Origin of the sequence: Amycolatopsis sp. VS8301801F10 (assembly GCF_046195355.1) — a bacterium.
Lineage (GTDB): Bacteria > Actinomycetota > Actinomycetes > Mycobacteriales > Pseudonocardiaceae > Amycolatopsis.
The window spans coordinates 5,693,132-5,711,078 of sequence record NZ_CP176065.1; the positions used below are offsets into that span (position 1 = coordinate 5,693,132).

The 17,947-nt window shown below is 66.6% G+C and carries 15 protein-coding genes and 1 tRNA gene; 9 read left to right on the forward strand and 7 right to left on the reverse strand.

Annotated features, from left to right (window positions below):
• Positions 1-139 precede the first annotated feature (139 nt).
• Both F9C11_RS26810 and F9C11_RS26815 read left to right on the forward strand, forming a co-directional pair.
• Positions 140-823 (forward strand): hypothetical protein, encoded by a 684-nt coding sequence (locus F9C11_RS26810; RefSeq protein ID WP_409180127.1) that lies wholly within the window; start codon positions 140-142, stop codon positions 821-823.
• Between the two features lie 337 nt (positions 824-1,160).
• Entirely contained in the window at positions 1,161-2,396 is a 1,236-nt protein-coding gene (locus F9C11_RS26815; protein ID WP_409180128.1) for a hypothetical protein, read from the forward strand.
• An 865-nt stretch (positions 2,397-3,261) separates the two neighbouring features.
• Here F9C11_RS26815 and F9C11_RS26820 read toward each other — a convergent pair.
• Positions 3,262-4,194, reverse strand: coding sequence for a DUF5677 domain-containing protein (locus tag F9C11_RS26820; RefSeq protein WP_409180129.1), 933 nt, complete (start codon positions 4,192-4,194; stop codon positions 3,262-3,264).
• Between the two features lie 220 nt (positions 4,195-4,414).
• Positions 4,415-5,017, reverse strand: a complete 603-nt coding sequence (locus F9C11_RS26825; protein ID WP_409180130.1) for a hypothetical protein — start codon at positions 5,015-5,017, stop codon at positions 4,415-4,417.
• Between the two features lie 873 nt (positions 5,018-5,890).
• On the opposite strand from F9C11_RS26825, the gene F9C11_RS26830 reads away from it, so the two are divergent.
• The 3 genes from F9C11_RS26830 to F9C11_RS26840 are packed head-to-tail and all read left to right on the forward strand — an operon-like array spanning position 5,891 to position 9,506.
• Positions 5,891-6,379: a hypothetical protein gene (locus tag F9C11_RS26830; protein ID WP_409180131.1), complete on the forward strand. Its 489-nt coding sequence runs from the start codon at positions 5,891-5,893 to the stop codon at positions 6,377-6,379.
• On the forward strand, positions 6,376-8,694 hold the full coding sequence (locus F9C11_RS26835; RefSeq protein ID WP_409180132.1) for a hypothetical protein: 2,319 nt from the start codon (positions 6,376-6,378) through the stop codon (positions 8,692-8,694). Before F9C11_RS26830 ends, F9C11_RS26835 begins: the two co-directional genes overlap by 4 nt.
• Positions 8,691-9,506: a hypothetical protein gene (locus F9C11_RS26840; RefSeq protein ID WP_409180133.1), complete on the forward strand. Its 816-nt coding sequence runs from the start codon at positions 8,691-8,693 to the stop codon at positions 9,504-9,506. Before F9C11_RS26835 ends, F9C11_RS26840 begins: the two co-directional genes overlap by 4 nt.
• Positions 9,507-9,745: 239 nt before the next feature.
• On the opposite strand, the gene F9C11_RS26845 is transcribed toward F9C11_RS26840, so the two are convergent.
• The 4 genes from F9C11_RS26845 to F9C11_RS26860 form a co-directional block, all read right to left on the reverse strand.
• The gene (locus F9C11_RS26845; protein ID WP_409180134.1) at positions 9,746-10,738 is read right to left on the reverse strand and encodes a tyrosine-type recombinase/integrase; all 993 of its coding nucleotides are present in this window, start codon (positions 10,736-10,738) and stop codon (positions 9,746-9,748) included.
• 116 nt (positions 10,739-10,854) lie between these two features.
• Positions 10,855-10,928 (reverse strand) — tRNA-Pro (locus F9C11_RS26850).
• A 176-nt stretch (positions 10,929-11,104) separates the two neighbouring features.
• Positions 11,105-11,875, reverse strand: coding sequence for an enoyl-CoA hydratase/isomerase family protein (locus tag F9C11_RS26855; protein WP_409180135.1), 771 nt, complete (start codon positions 11,873-11,875; stop codon positions 11,105-11,107).
• Positions 11,872-12,762, reverse strand: a complete 891-nt coding sequence (locus tag F9C11_RS26860; RefSeq protein ID WP_409180136.1) for a PaaX family transcriptional regulator C-terminal domain-containing protein — start codon at positions 12,760-12,762, stop codon at positions 11,872-11,874. Before F9C11_RS26860 ends, F9C11_RS26855 begins: the two co-directional genes overlap by 4 nt.
• A gap of 121 nt (positions 12,763-12,883) precedes the next feature.
• Here F9C11_RS26860 and F9C11_RS26865 point away from each other — a divergent pair, with 121 nt between their 5' ends.
• Both F9C11_RS26865 and F9C11_RS26870 read left to right on the forward strand, forming a co-directional pair.
• Positions 12,884-14,521 (forward strand): ABC-F family ATP-binding cassette domain-containing protein, encoded by a 1,638-nt coding sequence (locus F9C11_RS26865; protein WP_409180137.1) that lies wholly within the window; start codon positions 12,884-12,886, stop codon positions 14,519-14,521.
• Between the two features lie 40 nt (positions 14,522-14,561).
• Positions 14,562-15,293 (forward strand): class I SAM-dependent methyltransferase, encoded by a 732-nt coding sequence (locus F9C11_RS26870; protein ID WP_409180138.1) that lies wholly within the window; start codon positions 14,562-14,564, stop codon positions 15,291-15,293.
• Here F9C11_RS26870 and F9C11_RS26875 read toward each other — a convergent pair.
• A complete protein-coding gene (locus F9C11_RS26875; protein WP_409180139.1) occupies positions 15,290-16,237 on the reverse strand; it encodes a methionyl-tRNA formyltransferase in 948 nt (315 codons plus the stop codon). The two genes, F9C11_RS26870 and F9C11_RS26875, sit on opposite strands and share 4 nt — an antisense overlap.
• 136 nt (positions 16,238-16,373) lie before the next feature.
• Between F9C11_RS26875 and F9C11_RS26880 the strand changes: the two genes are divergently transcribed.
• Together F9C11_RS26880 and F9C11_RS26885 are read left to right on the forward strand one after the other, a co-directional pair.
• On the forward strand, positions 16,374-17,711 hold the full coding sequence (locus F9C11_RS26880) for a lysine N(6)-hydroxylase/L-ornithine N(5)-oxygenase family protein (protein ID WP_409180140.1): 1,338 nt from the start codon (positions 16,374-16,376) through the stop codon (positions 17,709-17,711).
• A 19-nt stretch (positions 17,712-17,730) separates the two neighbouring features.
• Entirely contained in the window at positions 17,731-17,940 is a 210-nt protein-coding gene (locus tag F9C11_RS26885; protein ID WP_409180141.1) for an MbtH family protein, read from the forward strand.
• The last annotated feature ends 7 nt before the right edge of the window (positions 17,941-17,947 follow it).

The window sequence follows — 17,947 nt, forward strand, 5'->3', positions numbered from 1 at the left end:
TAGTTCGTCTTGGCAAGCCCTTGAGTGGTTGGTACCAATCTCCCGTTCGACATCGCGCCCGGGTTTCGCATGTGCTGGGCCGTAGGTGGGGGAGACCTTCGTGCGTTCACTCTGTCGTGCCTTGCCGGTCGCTGCCTTGGTGGCATTGGTGTTCTCAGGCATTCCCGTGCCGGCTGCGGCGGAAACCCCGAGCGGGGAAACGCCTGCTGTCGCGTCGGCGCTCGCGAAGGCGAAGCAGACGGACAAGCAGGTCGCGGTCCCGGACGAGACCACGGAGTACGCGGAGGTCGTCGCCAACCCGGACGGCACGTTGACGCGGACAGAAAGCTTTGAGCCGCAACGGGTCCGGCGCGGGGACACCTGGGTGCCGGTGGATCTCACGCTGGCGGCGCGGTCGGACGGAACCATCGGTCCGAAGACAGCACCGGTGGACGTCCGGCTCTCTGACGGCGGCACCGGCGAGATCCTGGTCGCCGCACGGGAAGGCGCGCACGAACGCGGCCGGCTTCGTCTCCGCGGAACGGTCGGCCACCGAGACCCGCTGGCTCGTCTGCAAGCCATGTGCCGCCGCACTGTCGGTCCACCACGCCCGCACGTACCGGTTCGCCCCAGCCGCCCACAGCACAGTGCAGAGCCGATGACCCGCGCCCTGCGCCTGATGACGCCACCTGACGGCTCCTCGAACGTCGTCCTGCTCAGGCCGCAGCGCCAGGCCTGCGACTGCGGGTCGCCGCGTCAGCTGTGCCCAGGCTGCGGCCGGATGCGCTGCACACGCTGCGATCCGCGCACCTCCGACGCGTGCCTGCCGCCCGGTCACGTCTAGCACCGGAAGGACCGCGCAGTGACCCGAGCGGACTGACCCGGTGACTGCGGCGCTTGTAGGCAGTTCTGCGAGGGCAGTGCCTACGGGGCATGGTTTTCGAACGTTCAACGACTCGTGGGTCGCACCGACACCACCAGCCTGACGCACACCACCGACACGACTCCGACGGGCGAGCGTGCCGCCGATCCAGGCACACCCTCCGTTGGTGTTCGGGCCCGCAGATCCGAGCGGATGACGCGGCTACTGCCTACCTCCCGCCGGTAGACGAGTGCAGGCGCAGCGCCCGCGCCTAGACCTCGCCACTCGGAGGAGCGGACCTAACGACTAGCCTGGTTGCGTGGACGAACCGCTGGTGATTTCGGCTGACCTGTACAAGTACTGGCAGGTCGACTTCCAGAAGGGAACGATCAAGATCGTCGGCCAGGATGGCCAAATCCTCGAAGAGGCACTGAATCCCGAGTTCCAAGTGCCGGACTCGCAGGTCGCCGCTTCCGTCTTCGACTGGGAGAAGTGGTGGGTCCTGTCGACCACCACCAGGGGCGACCTGATCATCACGGAAGGGTTCAATCCGAACTCTGCGCCGCCCTTCAACGGTCGACCATCAGTCTATCTGGATCAGAATCGCTGGCGGACTGTCGCTGACGTGCTGCACGACCCGAATCGCGTGGATAACCCCAGCGAGCGCCGCGCTGCGCAAGATCTGATCCGACTGGCTACCGACGGCGGCGTCGTCCTGCCGTTGTCGATGGGGCACATGCTGGAGACCGCGGGCCTGCACAGCGAGCGACGCTACGAAGTAGGCGTAGCCATGGCACGTCTGGCGGCGGGCTGGCAGATTCGGAACCCATTCGACATCTGGAAACACGAGGTCGAGCTGACGATCCGAGGTCACCTTGGACTCACGGAGAGCGCGCCCGTACTTCACCCCATCGTGACGGAGCCTGGCGCTCTCTTTGGCTCTGATACGCCCTTGGCCATCACTGCCGATACGCCTGACTTCGACAAATTCATGGCGATGCTGACCATGCCGAATGTCGTGCTGGACACGCTCGTTGATCCTGAGCGCACTCCGAAGCACGCTCTTGCGAAATGGGTCGACCATCACGCGCGAATCACGTCCCAGATTCACGCAGAGAACGTCCCGAAGAATCGGCGTCGTGGGCTGGCCAGGCGCCGCTACTGGAACGAAAACATCGGCTTCTACACGGCTGCCTACCGACGGCTGACGGGCTCCGCGGACTTCCCATCGTTTAGCGATGGCCAGTTGGTCAGGTTGCTCACAGCTTCTCCTATGGTTGGGCTGACATCCGAACTGTTTATTCGCCGATTCATAGACCACCAGGTCAAATGGCGTCGCAACGACCTGATCGACATGTTCTACCTCTCTAGTGCTGCCGCGTACGCCGACTACGTCTGCGCGGAGGCACACACCGGACGGCAACTCCGCGATATCCAGCGAGCTCTAGGCCGACGTGAAACTGTCTTCACGACACTCGACGACCTTGTCACGACACTTCGCAGGGACGGTGCCAGGTCTGAGTCAGAGCGGTCCGCGCACCCGTTGAGTCCTTGAAGGTCGAGGGCACCCTCAACTTGGCATGACGGCGCATCCGGACGTCGGAAGGTCCGGGTCGGTTTGAGCGCCAGGGCAGCATCAAATCGCGTTCGCTGCCGCCGGACTTGAGGAATGTGTGTTACTGGAAGTGGCGGCTGAGGCGGGCGTGGAGATTGCGGACGAGCACGCCGTGGGCGTTGCCACCGTGGCCTCGGCGGCGAGCATGATTTTGATGCCGTTCGGTTTGAGCTGCTTCCGCATCGAGCGGAGAGGAAGAGATAAGGGACGTCAGAAGCCGCGTGGCGGGTTTGCACGCGCAAGTACTGGCTGAGGGCCTGGCCGGCTCGTTCGCCGAGGGGCCGAAGCGGATGCGGTCGCCCTTGCCCCGGACGACGATGCAGTCTCAGGAGAGGTCCAGGTCGTCGGTCGTGAGGTTCGCGACCTCGGCGAGGCGCGCGCCGGTGTCCAGGAAGAGCCGGATGAGGACGGCGTCTCGACGGTGCAGGCTCGTCAGGGGCAACCTTCTGTGCTCACGGATTCCGGATCGGGCGCGTGTCGGCGGAGGTCACGATCCGGGGTTCGGCGCGGCGGCCGTTGTGCACTCGCCGGCTGGCGGCCCGCAAATGCAGTGGTGCCTGCGGTATCGGGTGGGGAAGAGGGACGTTCCTCGACGCCCTGCCACGCTCCTCCGAAACGATCATGCATGGGCAAGCCGGCCTAGGCAGAGCCGATTCGCATGCCTCGACACCGCCGGAACTGCCTGCGGCATCTGGGAGGTGCAGTCCTGCCATTCGCGTGTCAAAGTTTGATCTTGAGGGTTCGTTTACGAGCATCTCGTCGAGTCGAGAGGGGGCCGGCGTCGTCCGCGGCGCGGCGAAGCGTGTCATTGCAGGCGCACGTGCCCCTCGGGAGTCAGGTTCCATTCATGCGCGTGAACGAGCGGGACCTTGCCTAGCGCGACGAGGCGGTTCAACGCAGCTTCCATTTCGGCAGTTTGCAGATCATCACCGATTGTGATGGCTGCCGCCTCCATTAAGGGCGCCGCGACCATCCAAGTCTCCGCGTACAACCGCCAGAGTTGGTCGAGGGCAAACGATGAGAGGTGGGCGCGGAACTCAGGTTCGTCCGTGATCATCTTGCCGGACGGGTGCCCCCAGCCTCGACGCATGATCTCGCCTGCTGAGAAGTGCAACGAGCGGCTCGTTGCGGCATGTAAATAGTCATAGAGGTCCTTTCGTCCCGCTTTCTCGGCTATCCACGCGGCGGACGGAAGGGCGCCCCCCGACCATTTATAGTATTTTTGCAGGACTTTCAATTGTGTGCGGAGGTCGTCCCGCTTGTGCTGCACCGCGTCGAGGAAGCTCTTTGGGTACCAGAGCTTCTTCATGACTTCGTCGCCGACATAGGCGCGTTGCGCGAGGAGAGACCGGGTCGAATCCCAGTTGCCGAGCAGCAGAAACAACTTCTGCGAATCCTCAAGAGCAAGCGGTACGAAAAACCCGAGGTAGATGACATCCTCGAGTGAGGCGCGCACGAAGGATACTGCGAGGTGTCCAAGGTTCTGCCGGGCAAGTGCGACCGCGGCCCGCAGGCTTTCGATTTGTCGGCGGAGAGCTACGTTTACCGCGAGGAGTCGGTAGTCGGACTCGACATCTGCCCATTTGAGGTCGCCCATTTCGGCAAGGCGTTCGACGATCTTGATGAATCCTTCGACTGCTTCAATTCGATCTTTGAGGCTTCCGGCTTGCTCGTCCGATTCAGGCATGTTTCCGGTTTCTGAACGCTGCACTGGAGGGTTGTCAACGGAATCGTTCATGCAGGGTTCCTCTTTGGGGCATGCATCACGGTCTGTAGATTCTTATCGGCTATCAGGGGTTCGAATGGATCGGGGTTCCGAAGTGGGTCAGGCACGGCAGGCCTCGACAGTCGCAGGGCGCATGCTGGAGCCTCCAGGTTGAACGTGTCCTTCCGTCGCTTGCAGTCCTGGGCGGAACCCGAGCCGTGTCATAGCTTCGCGGGCCATCGGCCAGGAGTTTCTAGAACCGGTTGGCACCAGCGTGTTTCGCCCATGCGCGCAGGCTTTTCGCGATGTGGTGCAACCCCTGAACATCGATCTTCTTCACTCCGAAGTACGGGCCGAGGTCGAGGATCTGCCTGAGGGCCTCTGGGCCGGTTGGGCCGTCAAGTCCCACCGTGACGGCGTAGCGGCGGGGTAGATTGCTCTCGAACCGCGTGGGCATGTTTTCGAACAGTCCGCGGTATTCCTTGCCCGGTGGGATGGTGGGGATCGGTTCGCTGAACAGTGCCCACTCGGAGACGGGCGGGGTTTCGTCGATGTTGTCAAGTGTGCTGGCCAGCGGCGGCTCGAAGGTGATGCGAACGTTCTTTGCCAACGTCGCGCCGTAGTTCTTTACGACGATGTCCATGTACGGGTGCCCGGCTCCGTTGGGTTCGAAATCGACCACGACGAAGGGGCGAGCTTGTTCCTCGCGCAGTCGACGGGCTTCACCGACCTGCTTGAACGCGGCGGACGCAGCGAGGACAGCGATGCCGAGGGTTCCCACGCCGGCGAGCGCGGCAATCCAATCGGGCACGTTCCCGAAATCCGGCCATCCACCAGCCAGGACCGACGTGATCAACGTTCATCCTCTGTTTCGTCGATAGCGGTGCATGAGTTCCTCTGGCGCTCCTCAGCGGCCTGGTGCCTCCGGGCGAGCGGTCTTGCGCATCGCTGCCAGCGACGCTCTTGGGCGTCATTGCGACGCGTCAGGCTGGAGACGAGCGCGGCGGCCAGTGGAGCAGGAGGGCTACGATTGGGAGCTGATTCGGGAGCGGTTTCGAGCAGGCTCCGTGGTGCCAACCGGCGGGCAGCCGCGTCAGTTCGGTGTCGATGATGCTTGCAGACCACACGTCATCAGGTCGGCGACCGCCGTGTTGGCGTTACTGATGAGCGGAAGGCCTGCTGGTCGGCTTGGAGTCCCGGCGTGCCGCGGGCCGAGCGGAACGTCCGTAGCCAGAACCAACAGGCATCCAGAACACTTGACATCCAGGATGCACACTTGCCCTCAGTTCAAGGTGCGTCCCCAAAGGGGGATCTTCCTGCTGGCCTTGCGGCGGACCAGTTCGGAGAATTCGATCTGCAACGGACCCAACTGCTGGGCCGCACCCCACTTACCCGTGGGTTCGAGGTCGGATTCCCTCGCATGGTGTTATGGCCGTTTTGTCCCGCTAGAAGGCTGACCGCGCGGCACCTGCTCGTCTACCGCAAGGAACTCGCGGATCCGCCTCGGAATGGCGGATCTTCGGCGGGCGTGTCGCTGCGAGTGCGGCTGGCCCGCGACTAGATACGCATTTGATCGAGATTTAGGGAAGAACAGTCCGTCTGTGTGGAAACACAGGTCGTTGCTCGCTCCAGCCCTTGCCGCTGTGCGAGCGTATCAGGACCGACAGTGACCGTCGGCCGGCGTGCGATTTGCCCGCACGCTGGTGTTTCTGCGTCCTGGGAGTGTCTCGTGTCTGACCCCTTCACGTTGGCCACAGTCAGCGCCACCGTCCTTCCCCAGTTGGTGAAGTTCGCGTTCGAGCAAGCAGGAAAGGTCTTGGAGAAGCGCCGGTCCGCGGCCGAAGCTGGTGGTGAGGCGAAGACCAGCGATGCGGAAGCGCGCATGCTCGATGATCTGGAGCAGCGGGTTCAAATCTTGCGGAAGTACACAGTCGACGGCGTTCGACCTGACGTCGCAGACCGGGAACTGCTCGACACTATCGATGTCGTCGGCCGGCACGTCGAGTCGTTGACCGGGCAGCCTCTTGACCTGGCCGCTGGACTCAAGCGGAGCGGGGTCGAAGTCGAGATGGAGCGCGCTGACATCGAAGGCCCCGCCACCGCGGTGAAGGCGACCTCGATCGCCGATACCGCCAGGGTGACAGTGAAGTTCAACGACGGCGTGGTCCGTGCGACGGGGGAGTTCACCGCTGTCGAAATCAATGGGCCGATCGGATGAGCCAGCCCAACGACTACGACCTGCCTGACGGCGGCCAGCGACCGGAGCCGGGGGAGTTTCCGGCCTCCCCGGCGTACGGGGAGAATCCGGAGCTTCCGGCTCGTGCGGACGATGTTTTTTCGGCCCGGCACTCTCCGGTTGCGGAAGCGCCCGCATCCGATGAGCGTCCGCACCCTGACACCGATCCGGGCCGCTTCGGTGTGTATTCGAACTTCTCCGGCAATCTCGTCTTGGGTGAAATCAACGGCGTCAAGGTCGTCAATGAGGTGCAGGCGGCGCTTGAGCATCTCAAGGCTGACGACGCCTATCTCAGGCTGACCTCGCGGCTGTTCGCGCCTCCTGAAGGGTTCGACGCCGCTTATGCCAAATGGCGTGACGGTGCCCGTCTGCTCACGATCGCCCGGCCGCCAGGTACTGGCCGCACTGTCATCGCCCATGCGATGCTGGCCAAGCTCCGTGAAGAGAGCCAGCAGCAGGTCAAGGTCGGAGCCCTGCACTTCGGCGGCGGCGAAACGTTCCAGGTCGACCGATTGCCCGCGAAGCACCGTCACTGGGCATATGTGGTCGAGGTACCGCCGGACGAGGAGGGCTTCCAGCTTCGTTCTCGGGTCTTCCGGATGACGCTGACCGAGCTCGCGCCGGAACTCGATCGCCGGGAATCCTGGCTGATCTTTCTGATCAGCCCTGAGCAGTGGGCTGCGTGCGTCGACGAGGACGTCAAGTACATGGAAGCCGACATCGGCATCGCGGCACCGGCGGACATCGTGCGCAAAGCTCTGGAGGTCCAGGAACCGGATCTGGACGTGGCTCGCTGGCTCGCTGCCACGCCGATCGAGCGGATGCTTGCTGGTCAGCCGCCCGCTGAGGTTCTCGAGATCGTCGAGTTGATGCGGTCCGCACACCGCGCGAAGCCTGATCAGTTGGCCGTGCTCCAGGAGGGCGACAAAGACTCGGACTATGCGGACCTCTCCGACGGGGGCGATCGCTTGTTCGCTCGCCGGGTGAAGACCGTCGTGGAGGCCAGACGGAATTGGCGCAAGCCGTTGCTGGAGTGGCACCGGAAGCGAGACCGGACGAGCGTGCAGCGAAGCTTCCTGCTTGCCGCAGCAGCACTGCCAGGTGCTCCTGGCTCTTATGTCTACGCACTGGCCAGCAAGCTGGAGGGAAGCCTCAGCGGCAAGAAACAACCGGACCTCGCCGCGCTCGACGCACCCGGCATCATCGAACTCGTGGACGCGGTCGAAGCCGATCTCGCCGACAACGACACCGTCGTATTCCGGCGCGACGGCTGGGACGACGCGGCACTGCACTACTTCTGGACTGACCGTCCGTTCTCCCGTCCGGCCTTCCTGGACTGGCTGGCGGACGCGCCCAGCGGCAAACAAGACAAAACGTTCGACTCTGTTTCCGAGGAACAACTGGAAGAGCTCGCCGCTCGCATCGCCCGGTTCGCGGTCCACTGGGCGGCACGGCAGGAGCGGCCGGAACCACTCGCCAAACTCGCCGGCAGTTGGCGCGGTTCGGACCTGTGGCCGGTCTTCGTCAGAACGCTCGACGAAGCGGCGACTCAGTCCAGCACCCATCGTTACATCCATACCATGCTCCTGAACTGGGCCAAGCGGAAAGACCTGGCACTGGGACGTGCCGTCGCGGAAGTGTGCGGGCTGGAGTTCGGTCGACGGCACACCGGCAAGGCGCTTCGCCGGCTCAAGCATGTCGCCGCTGTTGCCGACGAAGAGATCGAAAAGGCAGTCGAGCGGAGTGTTATCACGTTATGGGACGACGACTCGGTGCGGAAGACGCTCTTCGAGACGGTTATCGCTTGGTGCGAGAACGCTGACACTGTGGCGGTTGCGTACCGGGCCTTCAGCGCGCTCGCTGCTAAAGCCGACGAGGACGAGGGGGCTCCCACGCTTCTCCGCAGAGGCGGCGACGTCGGCTTCACCCCCTCGTCCGATGGTCTGATAGCTGGCTGGACAGTCTTGCTCTCGCCGCAGCCGAGCAAAGAAGCCGAAGCCGTAGTGCACGCGACCGTGAATCAGTGGCTCGATGTCGCAGTGGGTCGGCCAGACCTGCGGGACGAAGTACTGGGGTTGTTGCGCAGGGCCGTAGATCATCCCGAACAACCGGGCGTAGTCTCGCCGCGAGAGCGCCTCCGCCACTACGTGTTCACCTGGTACGAGGCTGGTGATAGCGCCGAAACCGTTGACCGTGAACGCATCTATCTGCACTTGACCAAACTGTTCGACGGCGACTTCGCGCGTCGCCTTCGCGGCGGAGCCGACTCGGCCGACGGGACGGACCACGCGGCATGAACTGGGGTGCGGGGCGCTGGAACAATCTGCAGGACTACACGCACCCTGATTCATACCCGAGTGCGGACGACGACGTCACGTTCACCATCACCCTGACCGTCCGCGCGCGTGTCCGGGCACGTCGGGGCCAGCTGCTGCCCGATCCTCTGGACCTGGTCGTCCCGGCGGCAGACCGGATCATCCGGCCTGCCGCCGTGGGCATCAGCGGGCTCCGCTGCGGTTACCTTCAGCACCGGGTTGCCGGAGAATTGGCTGAGCTGACGTCGAAATCAACCAAAGACGTACGGATAAGCGACGTATATTGCCGGGTCAAGCTCGACGAGGAAACAGCCGTGCGTGCACGCGAGATTCAGCGGATGCGCCACGAACTCGAGCTCGACGAACTCGCGCGGCAACAAGCGCGCGCCCGTGCCCGGTTCGTCCGGGACGAGTGCCTCGCGGACCCTGCCACCGCACGCGTCTACGCCCTGCTCGAAACGTCGCGCCTTGGCGAGTTGGCCGGAGTGCTGAGTCGAGAGGATCTCGTCACCCAGCTCGCACAGTGGCATGAGCCAGCCATGCCTGTCCTCATCACTCAGGCGCTCATCGATCTGCTTGGACAGCTGACGCCCAAGCAGAGCCACGGCATCGTGGAAGGGTTCATCGAGGTTCTCCGGGGCTATGGAGCGCAAGAGGTCGCAGCCCGACTGGAAACGGTCAAAGATCAGACCATGTGGAACAACCAACGGGAGGTCGTTTCAACGGACGTGGCCCGGCAGCCGGCGGAAGGTCGCGATGCTGCGGACACGCCTGATTGGACTCCCAGCCAATGAAGCGTTCCCGTGCCGTGCCCGCCGCGATCCAGGAGGACCGGCCGGGTGGTGGTCGACGACCTGATTGCCTCGGTGCCCGGAGACTCCGCTGAACGAGGCCGTTAGGCGCGCGAGCTGTCCGAAACCGATGTTCCCTTGGGGCGTTGCCTGGTCTCAGCGCTGGCGGAAGTCGCATGTCTGCGAGCCCCGTCGCTATCCGGCGGGGCTCGCAGACTATGCCGACCAGTTCGCGAATCCGGTCAGACCCGGTTGCCGAGGTTGAGGGCGCGGTGGGTGTGCTGCGCGCGTTCGGCGGCGGCGCTTTTGCCGTAGCGGCGAAGCATCTCGGGGGATGTCCAGCCCATGATGACCATCAAATCGGACTCGTTGCCCTGTGCGAGCTGCCAGTTGTGGGACAGGGTGTGGCGCAGCCGGTGTGCGTGCATGTGCGGGATGCCGGCGAGGTTTCCCCGCCGGCGGAGCATGATCTTGATTCCGTTCGGCTTGAGCTGTTTCCCGCCGCGTGCGGTGAGGAAGAGGTACGGCGAGTCGGCTGCGCCCTTGAGACGGGCGCGTGCGCGCAGGTAGCGGCTCAGGGCTTGACCGGTGCGCTCGCCGAAGAGGATGAAGCGGATCCGGTCGCCTTTGCCGCGAACGAGGATGCCGTCGCGGGAGAGGTCGAGGTCGTCGGTGGTGAGGTTCGCGACCTCGGCCAGGCGTGCGCCGGTGTCGTCGAACAGCCGGATGATCGCGGCGTCGCGGCGGTCGCGGAAGGATTTGCCTTTGCAGGCGTCGAGCAGGCTGGCGAGTTGGTCGTCGTCGACGACGGGGATGATTTTGTCGGTTGTGGTCGGCTGGCTGAGTTTGGCCATCGGGTGGCGGTCGATTTCTTCGGCGTCGAGGAGATAGTTGAAGAACTGCTGGAGCGCTTTGTATTTGTTCAGGGCTGTGGCGGAGGAGCGGGTGTGGATCATCCAGGCGATGAACCATTCGACGTGCTTGCGTTCGACGTCGGTGGGGTCTTCGTCGGCGTCGCTGTCGTCCGTGTCGTCCATCCCGGTCTCGGCGAGGAACTGGGGGAGTTCTTCGCCGCCGAGGAAGTCGGCGAACTGGGTGACGGCGAGTTCGTAGTTGTAGCGGGTCGTGTGCGGCTTGTTGTCGGCGCGGAGGCTGCGGTCCCACTCCTCGACGTAGGAGCGCCACAGGTCGTGGGCAGGGCGGGGCAGACCCTGTTTAGTCAAAATGGTCGGCATGAGGAGAGCCTCCAGTCAAGGTGTCACCGAGCGCTGTGCTAGAACCGGAAGGACACCTGCGACCACGTGAAAAAACGGGCTCCCGCTGCTCTGAGCTGCGGAAACCCGTCGTCCGGTCGGGCTGACAGGATTTGAACCTGCGACCCCTTGACCCCCAGTCAAGTGCGCTACCAAACTGCGCCACAGCCCGGACTCCTCACCCCCCGAGGAACCCCTCGTGGAGTGCGATGCGACTACTCTAGCGGGTCCCCCAACCGCCCCTGCAGCGAGGTCTCCATTACCCCCTGACCTGCGCAAACCCCGCCAGATCCACAACCGGCCCCGGTCCCGCGCGGGGACCAGGGCCGGAGGGGACAGGGATCCGCATCAGCGGCCGGTGAATCGAGCCTTCCCGGGGCCCTCGGTCAGGAACGACTTCACCGCGCTCCGCAAGTCTTCGGTGTGGTACAGCTCCGCGGCGATCGCCGTCACGTGTGCGTTGGCTTCCGGCACTCCGCCGTGTTCGAAATGGGCCAGGATTCGCTTCGTGGCGGCATGTGCCTGCGTCGGGCCTTCGGCCAGGCCGCGGGCGAACTCTCGGGCTGCCTCGTCGAAACCCTCGTCCGGGAGGACCCGGTTGACGACGTTCCATCGCTCCAGAGTCGCCGCGTCGAAGGGTTCGCCGGTGAAGACGAACTCCTTCGCCCTGGCCACCCCGGCGCGGGCGGCCAGGCGTTGCGTGCCGCCCATCGTGGGGGTCAGGCCGACGACCTTTTCGACCAAGCCGAACTTCGCGCGGGACGAAGCCAGCAGCAGATCGCACGCCATCGCGACTTCGAAAGCCCACGTCAGGCACAAGCCGTGTGCGGCGAAAACTGTCGGAAACGGCAGTGCGGCAAGGCGATCGGGGACGGTGAGCAGTTCGTCGAAGAGCACCTTCGCCTCGGCGGCAGACGACTGCGCGTCGAAGAGCGCGACATCGACGCCTCCGCTCACGACGCGGCCTTCGGCGCGGATCAGGAGGGCTCGGGCGGGCGTTTCCTCCAGCGAGCCGATGGCCGCGAGCAGGGCGTCCTGGAGCGGTTTCGTGTACAGGTTGAGCGGCGGCTCGTCGATGGTGAGCACGGCGAGCCCGCCGTCGCGTTCCAGTTTCGTCATGCTTGCTCCTCGTTCGCGGTGAGCTGGTCCCAGTACGCCTGCGCGGCCGGCCGCCATTCGACGTGCTTGCGGTGGAACAGTTCCGCCGCTTTGGCTCCGCTCCAGCTCGCCGGCAGCAGCTCCGCGGGCAGCTGCGGGTCGAGGAACGGGAAGCGGCGCCATTCGTGGACCAGTTCGGTCTGCGCGCGCAGCACCGCTTGCGCGCCGGAGGGCGACACGCCGGTGAAGCGGTCGATGAAGTCCTCGTACCGGTCGGTCAGCTCGGACAGGTCCCACGACCGCGCGACCATGCTCTCCTGGTCGCCGATCGCGCCGTACTCCGCGGTGAAGGACATCGCCTGCGCTTCGAGGCCCAGTTCGGCGACGATCTTCTGCGCCTCGGGCTCGCGGCTCGGATCCGGGCTCACCCAGACGCCCGCCACCGGCGAGCCGAAACCGGCCCAGGTGAGGCGGGTGCGCAGGCGGTGCCGCAGGTCGCGTTTCGCCTCCGGGACCGAGACGATCAGCATCAGCCAGCGGTTCTCCCACGGGCGCGCGTCGCGGCCGAAGGCGTATATCCGCTCGGCGCCCTCGGTGAGCAGCCGCCGCCCCGGCGGGGTCAGCGACCACCGCACGCGGCGGCCGATGCGCTCCGACACCAGCCAGCCCTCCGCCGCGGACCGGGCCAGCGCCTGCCGTGCCGACTTCTCCTCGATGTCGAGCATGCCGAGGGATTCGACCAGCAGCGACGTCCACACCGGACGGTCGCGGGGCAGCACGTACTCGCCCAGCACGGTCATCAGCAGCGACCGCGCGCTGGCGTGGCTCACCTCGCGCCGTCTGCTGACGGTCGGCCGGGGAGCCCGCTGCTTCCCCCGTCCGAACGGGACCGGGGCGGGTTCCGCCATCGCTTTTCACCGACCTCACTGCTCTCGTTGGACCCGGCAACCCGCCCAGAGTACCCACTGGGAGTGACGGAGCCGACACGCGGCACGCGGCGCGGGAGGCGCCCGTAAACTCGGCTCCGATATGAGCGCCACACTCGTCGCGAAGGACCTGGCCGCGGGCCACGGTGACCGCGTTCTCTTCTCCGGTCTCGATCTCGTCGTCGCCCCGGGCGAGGTGATCGGCCTGGTCGGCGTCAACGGCGCGGGGAAGTCCACCCTGCTCCGCACGCTCGCCGGGCTGGCCCGCCCGGAATCCGGCGAGGTCCGGCTGAATCCGCCGACCGCCACCGTCGGGCACCTGCCGCAGGAACCGGAGCGGCGCGAGGGGGAATCGGTGCGCGGCTTCCTCGCGCGGCGCACCGGAGTCGCGGCCGCGCAAACCGCACTCGACGCCGCGACCGATGCGCTTACCGCGGGCGAGGACGGCGCCGACGACGCATACGGCACCGCGCTCGACCGCTGGCTCGCGCTCGGCGGCGCGGACCTGGACGACCGCGCCGGCGAGGTCGCCGCGGACCTCGGGCTCGCCGTCGACCTCGACCAGCCGATGGTTTCGCTCTCCGGCGGGCAGGCCGCGCGCGCCGGGCTGGCGTCGCTGCTGCTCAGCCGCTACGACGTCTTCCTGCTCGACGAGCCGACGAACGACCTCGACCTCGACGGGCTCGCCCGGCTGGAGCGGTTCGTCGGCGGACTGCGCGCGGGCACCGTGCTGGTGAGCCACGACCGCGAATTCCTGGCCCGCACGGTCGATCGCGTCGTGGAACTGGATCTGGCGCAGCAGCAGGTGAAGACCTACGGCGGCGGGTACGAGTCCTATTTGGAGGAACGGGAGGTCGCGCGGCGGCACGCGCGCGAGGACTACGAGGAATATGCCAATACCCGCGCGGCGCTCGAAGCCCGGGCGGGCATGCAGCGCGCGTGGATGGAGAAGGGCGTCAAGAACGCCCGCCGCAAGGCGACCGACAACGACAAGGCCGGCCGCAAATTCCGCAGCGAAGCCACCGAAAAGCAGGCGTCGAAGGCGCGGCAGACGGACCGGATGATCGAGCGGCTCGAGGTGGTCGAGGAGCCCCGCAAGGAGTGGGAGCTGCGGATGGAGATCGCCGCCGCTCCGCGCGCGGGCGCGGTGGTCGCGACGCTGCGGGGCGCGGTCGTGCGGCGCGGCGGGTTCGCGCTCGGACCGGTGGATCTGCAGATCGACTGGGCGGACAAGGTCGCCATCACCGGCGCGAACGGCGCGGGCAAATCCACGTTGCTGGCCGCGCTGCTCGGCCGGCTGCCGCTGGACGAGGGCGAGGCCGCGCTCGGGCCGGGCGTGGTGGTCGGCGAGGTCGACCAGGCCCGCCGGCTGTTCCTCGGCGACCTCCCGCTGGCGGACGCGTTCGCGCGCGAGGTCCCGTCGCTGGCGGACGCGGAAGTCCGTACTCTGCTGGCGAAATTCGGGCTCAAGGCCGCGCACGTGCTGCGCCCGGCGGCGACGCTTTCGCCCGGCGAGCGCACCCGCGCGGCGCTGGCGCTGCTGCAGGCGCGCGGGGTGAACCTGCTGGTGCTGGACGAGCCGACCAACCATCTGGACCTGCCAGCGATCGAACAGCTCGAGTCCGCTTTGGACGATTACCCGGGCACGCTGCTGCTGGTGACGCACGACCGGCGGATGCTCGACGCGGTTTCGGTGACCCGGCGGCTGGAAGTGCACGGCGGCAAGGTTTCCGAACGTTAGCCGGTGCCGTGCGCCGCCGAGCCTGAGTACGGTCGGCCGGGTGGAATTCACCGAGGACGACGCCGCGGCCGGGTACGACGTGACCCACCCGTGGCGTGCCGAGCCGGGCACGAGCGACGGCTTCTACACCGAGTTCGCGACAGCTGCGCGATCGGTGCTCGACGTCGGCTGCGGCACCGGGCAGATGCTGCACGCGCTGCGCGAGCAAGGGCATCCCGGACGGCTCGCCGGCATCGATCCCGACGCCGCGGCGTTGCGGCGGGCGCGCCGCCGGACGGACGTCGAGTGGGTCGAAGGACCGGCGTCGGACATCCCGTGGCGCGGAGAATTCGCGTTGGCGACCATGGCGAACAACGCGTTCCAGTGCCTCGTCACGGACGCGGACATCGCGGCTTCGCTCACCGCCGTCCGCGCCGCGCTGATCGACGGCGGGCAGTTCGTCTTCGAGACGCGGCATCCGCAGGCTCGCGCGTGGGAGGTCTGGGCAGCGGCCGAACCGGCGCCGTTCGAGTACGGCGGGCGGAAGCTCGTGTCGTGGTGGCACGTCGAGTCCGTCGCCGACGGCGTCGTGACCTTCACCGAAACCGTCGGCGAACCCGATCTGACCCCGTTGCGGACCGACCGCGCGACGCTCCGGTTTCTCGACGTCGACCCGCTCAACGCCGCGCTGCGCCGAGCCGGGTTCGCCGTCGAGCACCAGTACGGCGACTTCCGCGGCGGTCCGCTGACCGCGGACAGCCGGTCGATCGTCACCGTCGCGCGCGCCGCCTAGGGGCGGTCGGTGAGATACCCGCCCATATGCGTGAAGTACTCCGCCGCCGAAAGTTCCTGGTCGTCAGCAGTGCGCACGCGTTCGATCCGCAGCCCGGGCGACTGGCCGCGCCGCGCGTCCCGGCCGGCGACGATCACCACGCCCTCGCCTTCGCGGATGAAGATGCGGCCGGGGGTTCCGCCGTAATGACCGTCCGAAACGGAGGCGCGCACGATGCGCAGCCGCTCGCCGCGGTGGTAGGTGAAAGCGTTGGGGTACGGGTCGGATTGGGCGCGCACCAGGCGGTCCAGTTCCTCGGCGGACCAGGTCCAGTCGATGAGGCTGTCGCGCGGGGCGCGCTTGTGGAAGAAGCTCGCCTTCGTCCGGTCCTGGGGGATCGGGACGACGGTGCCGGACGCGATGCGGCCCAAGGCTTCCGTGACGAGCGGTTCGATGAGGTCCACGGTGCGGTGGAACAGATCCGTGGCGGTGTCGCGCGGGCCGACCGCGACCGCGCGCTGGGCGACGATGTCTCCCGCGTCGAGTTCCTCGTTCATCATGTGCGCGGTGACGCCGACTTCGGGCTCGCCGTTGATCAGCGCCCAGATGATGGGGGAGAAGCCGGCGTACGCGGGCAGCAGCGAGTCGTGGACGTTGAGCGTGCCGTGGCGCGGCAGGGCGAAGATTTCCGGCGGCAGCCAGGTGCGCCAGTTGTTCGCGACGATCAGGTCCAGGTCCGCCGCCTTGAGCTCGTCCAGCAGCTCCGCGTCGTCCGGGCGGGTGCGCAGCAGGGTGCGGATTCCGTGCTCTTCGGCCAGTCCGGCGACCGAATCGCTCCAGATCCGTTCGTAGGCGTGGTCGCTCGGCGGGTGGGTGACCACCAGCCGCACGTCGTGGCCCGCGTCGAGGAGGGCCTTCAGGGTGCGGTGTCCCCAGGTCTGGTAGCCGAACATGGCCACGCGCATCGGCGGTGCACCTTTCGTGGTCGGGACGAACATCACCCAGACAGTACTAGTTGAGGCTTACCTAAGTTAGGTTAGGGTTTCTTGAGCATTGGTCAGTCGGAACGGTGATGCGGCAGTGCCGCGCTAGGGGACTTTCATGTCACGAGCAGGGGCCGGGGACCGCCGGGTGCCGGTGTACGACGTGGTCGGAGTCGGGTTCGGGCCGTCCAACCTGGCGCTCGCGATCGCGCTCGCCGAGCACAACGCGGGCCCGGGGGAGACGGTCACGGCGCACTTCCTGGAGCGCCAGCCCCGCTTCGGCTGGCATCGCGGGATGCTGATCGACACCGCGACCATGCAGGTGTCGTTCCTCAAGGACCTCGTGACGATGCGGAATCCGGCCAGCGCGTTCACCTTCCTGAACTACCTGCACGAAAAGGGGCGGCTGGTCGATTTCATCAACCACAAGACCCTGTTCCCGCTGCGCGTCGAGTTCCACGACTACTTCGAATGGGCCGCGGCGAAGGTCGACGACCTGGTGTCCTACGGCAGCGAGGTCGTCTCGGTCGAACCGGTGCGCGACGGCGGCGAGATCGCGTTCTTCGACGTGCGCGCCGAGGTGGACGGCGAGATCGCCGAGCTGCGGGCGCGGAACCTCGTGCTGGGCACCGGATTGCGCGCGAAGCTGCCGGACGGGGTCGTCGCCGGGGAACGGATCTGGCACAACAGCGAGCTGCTGCACCGCGTCGAGTCGTTGCGCGGCACGGACGCGCGGCGGTTCGTCGTGATCGGCGCCGGGCAGAGCGCGGCCGAGGTCGCGGCGTTGCTGCACGACGAGTTCCCGCGCGCCGAGGTGTGCGCGGTGTTCGCGCGCTACGGCTACAGCCCCGCCGACGACAGTGCGTTCGCCAACCGGATTTTCGACCCCGAAGCGGTCGATTCCTTTTACGCGGCAAGCGAACCGGTCAAGGAACGCTTGATGCGTTACCACGGCGCGACGAACTATTCCGCGGTCGATCTCGACCTGATCGACGAGCTGTACCGGCGGCGCTACCAGGAGAAGGTGCTGGGCGTGGAACGGTTGCGGCTGTTCAACGTTTCGCGTCCGGTCGAGGTCGCCGACCAGGGCACGCACGTGCGCGCGACCGTCGAATCGCTGGCGACCGGCGAACGTTCGGTGCTGGACGCGGACGCGGTCGTCTACGCGACCGGCTACCTGCCCGCGGACCCGACGGCGCTGCTCGGCGATTTGGCCAGCCAGTGCCGCCGGGACGGCGAAGGCCGGCTGAAGGTCGAGCGCGACTACCGGATCACTACCGACCCGGCCGTGCGCGGCGGCCTCTACCTGCAGGGCGGCACCGAGCACACGCACGGGATCACGTCGTCGCTGCTGTCGAACACCGCGGTGCGGGTGGGCGAGATCCTGCAGTCCATTGTGGACCGGCGGGCCGCCGAATCCGGCCCGGTGGAGTACGCGGTCAGCGGGATCCGCTGAACCAGGAAAGGAGCGAGCGATGACGAATCCGTTCGAAAACCCCGACGGCGTTTACCGGGTCCTCGTGAACGACGAGGGCCAGCACAGCCTGTGGCCGGATTTCGTGGCCGTGCCGGACGGCTGGCGGACCGCCTTCGGCCCGGACGCGCGGCAGGCCTGCCTGGACTACATCGAGCGGTCCTGGACCGATCTGCGCCCGCTCTCCCTCCTGGCGCGAGAGGAATCCTGAAGTCCGG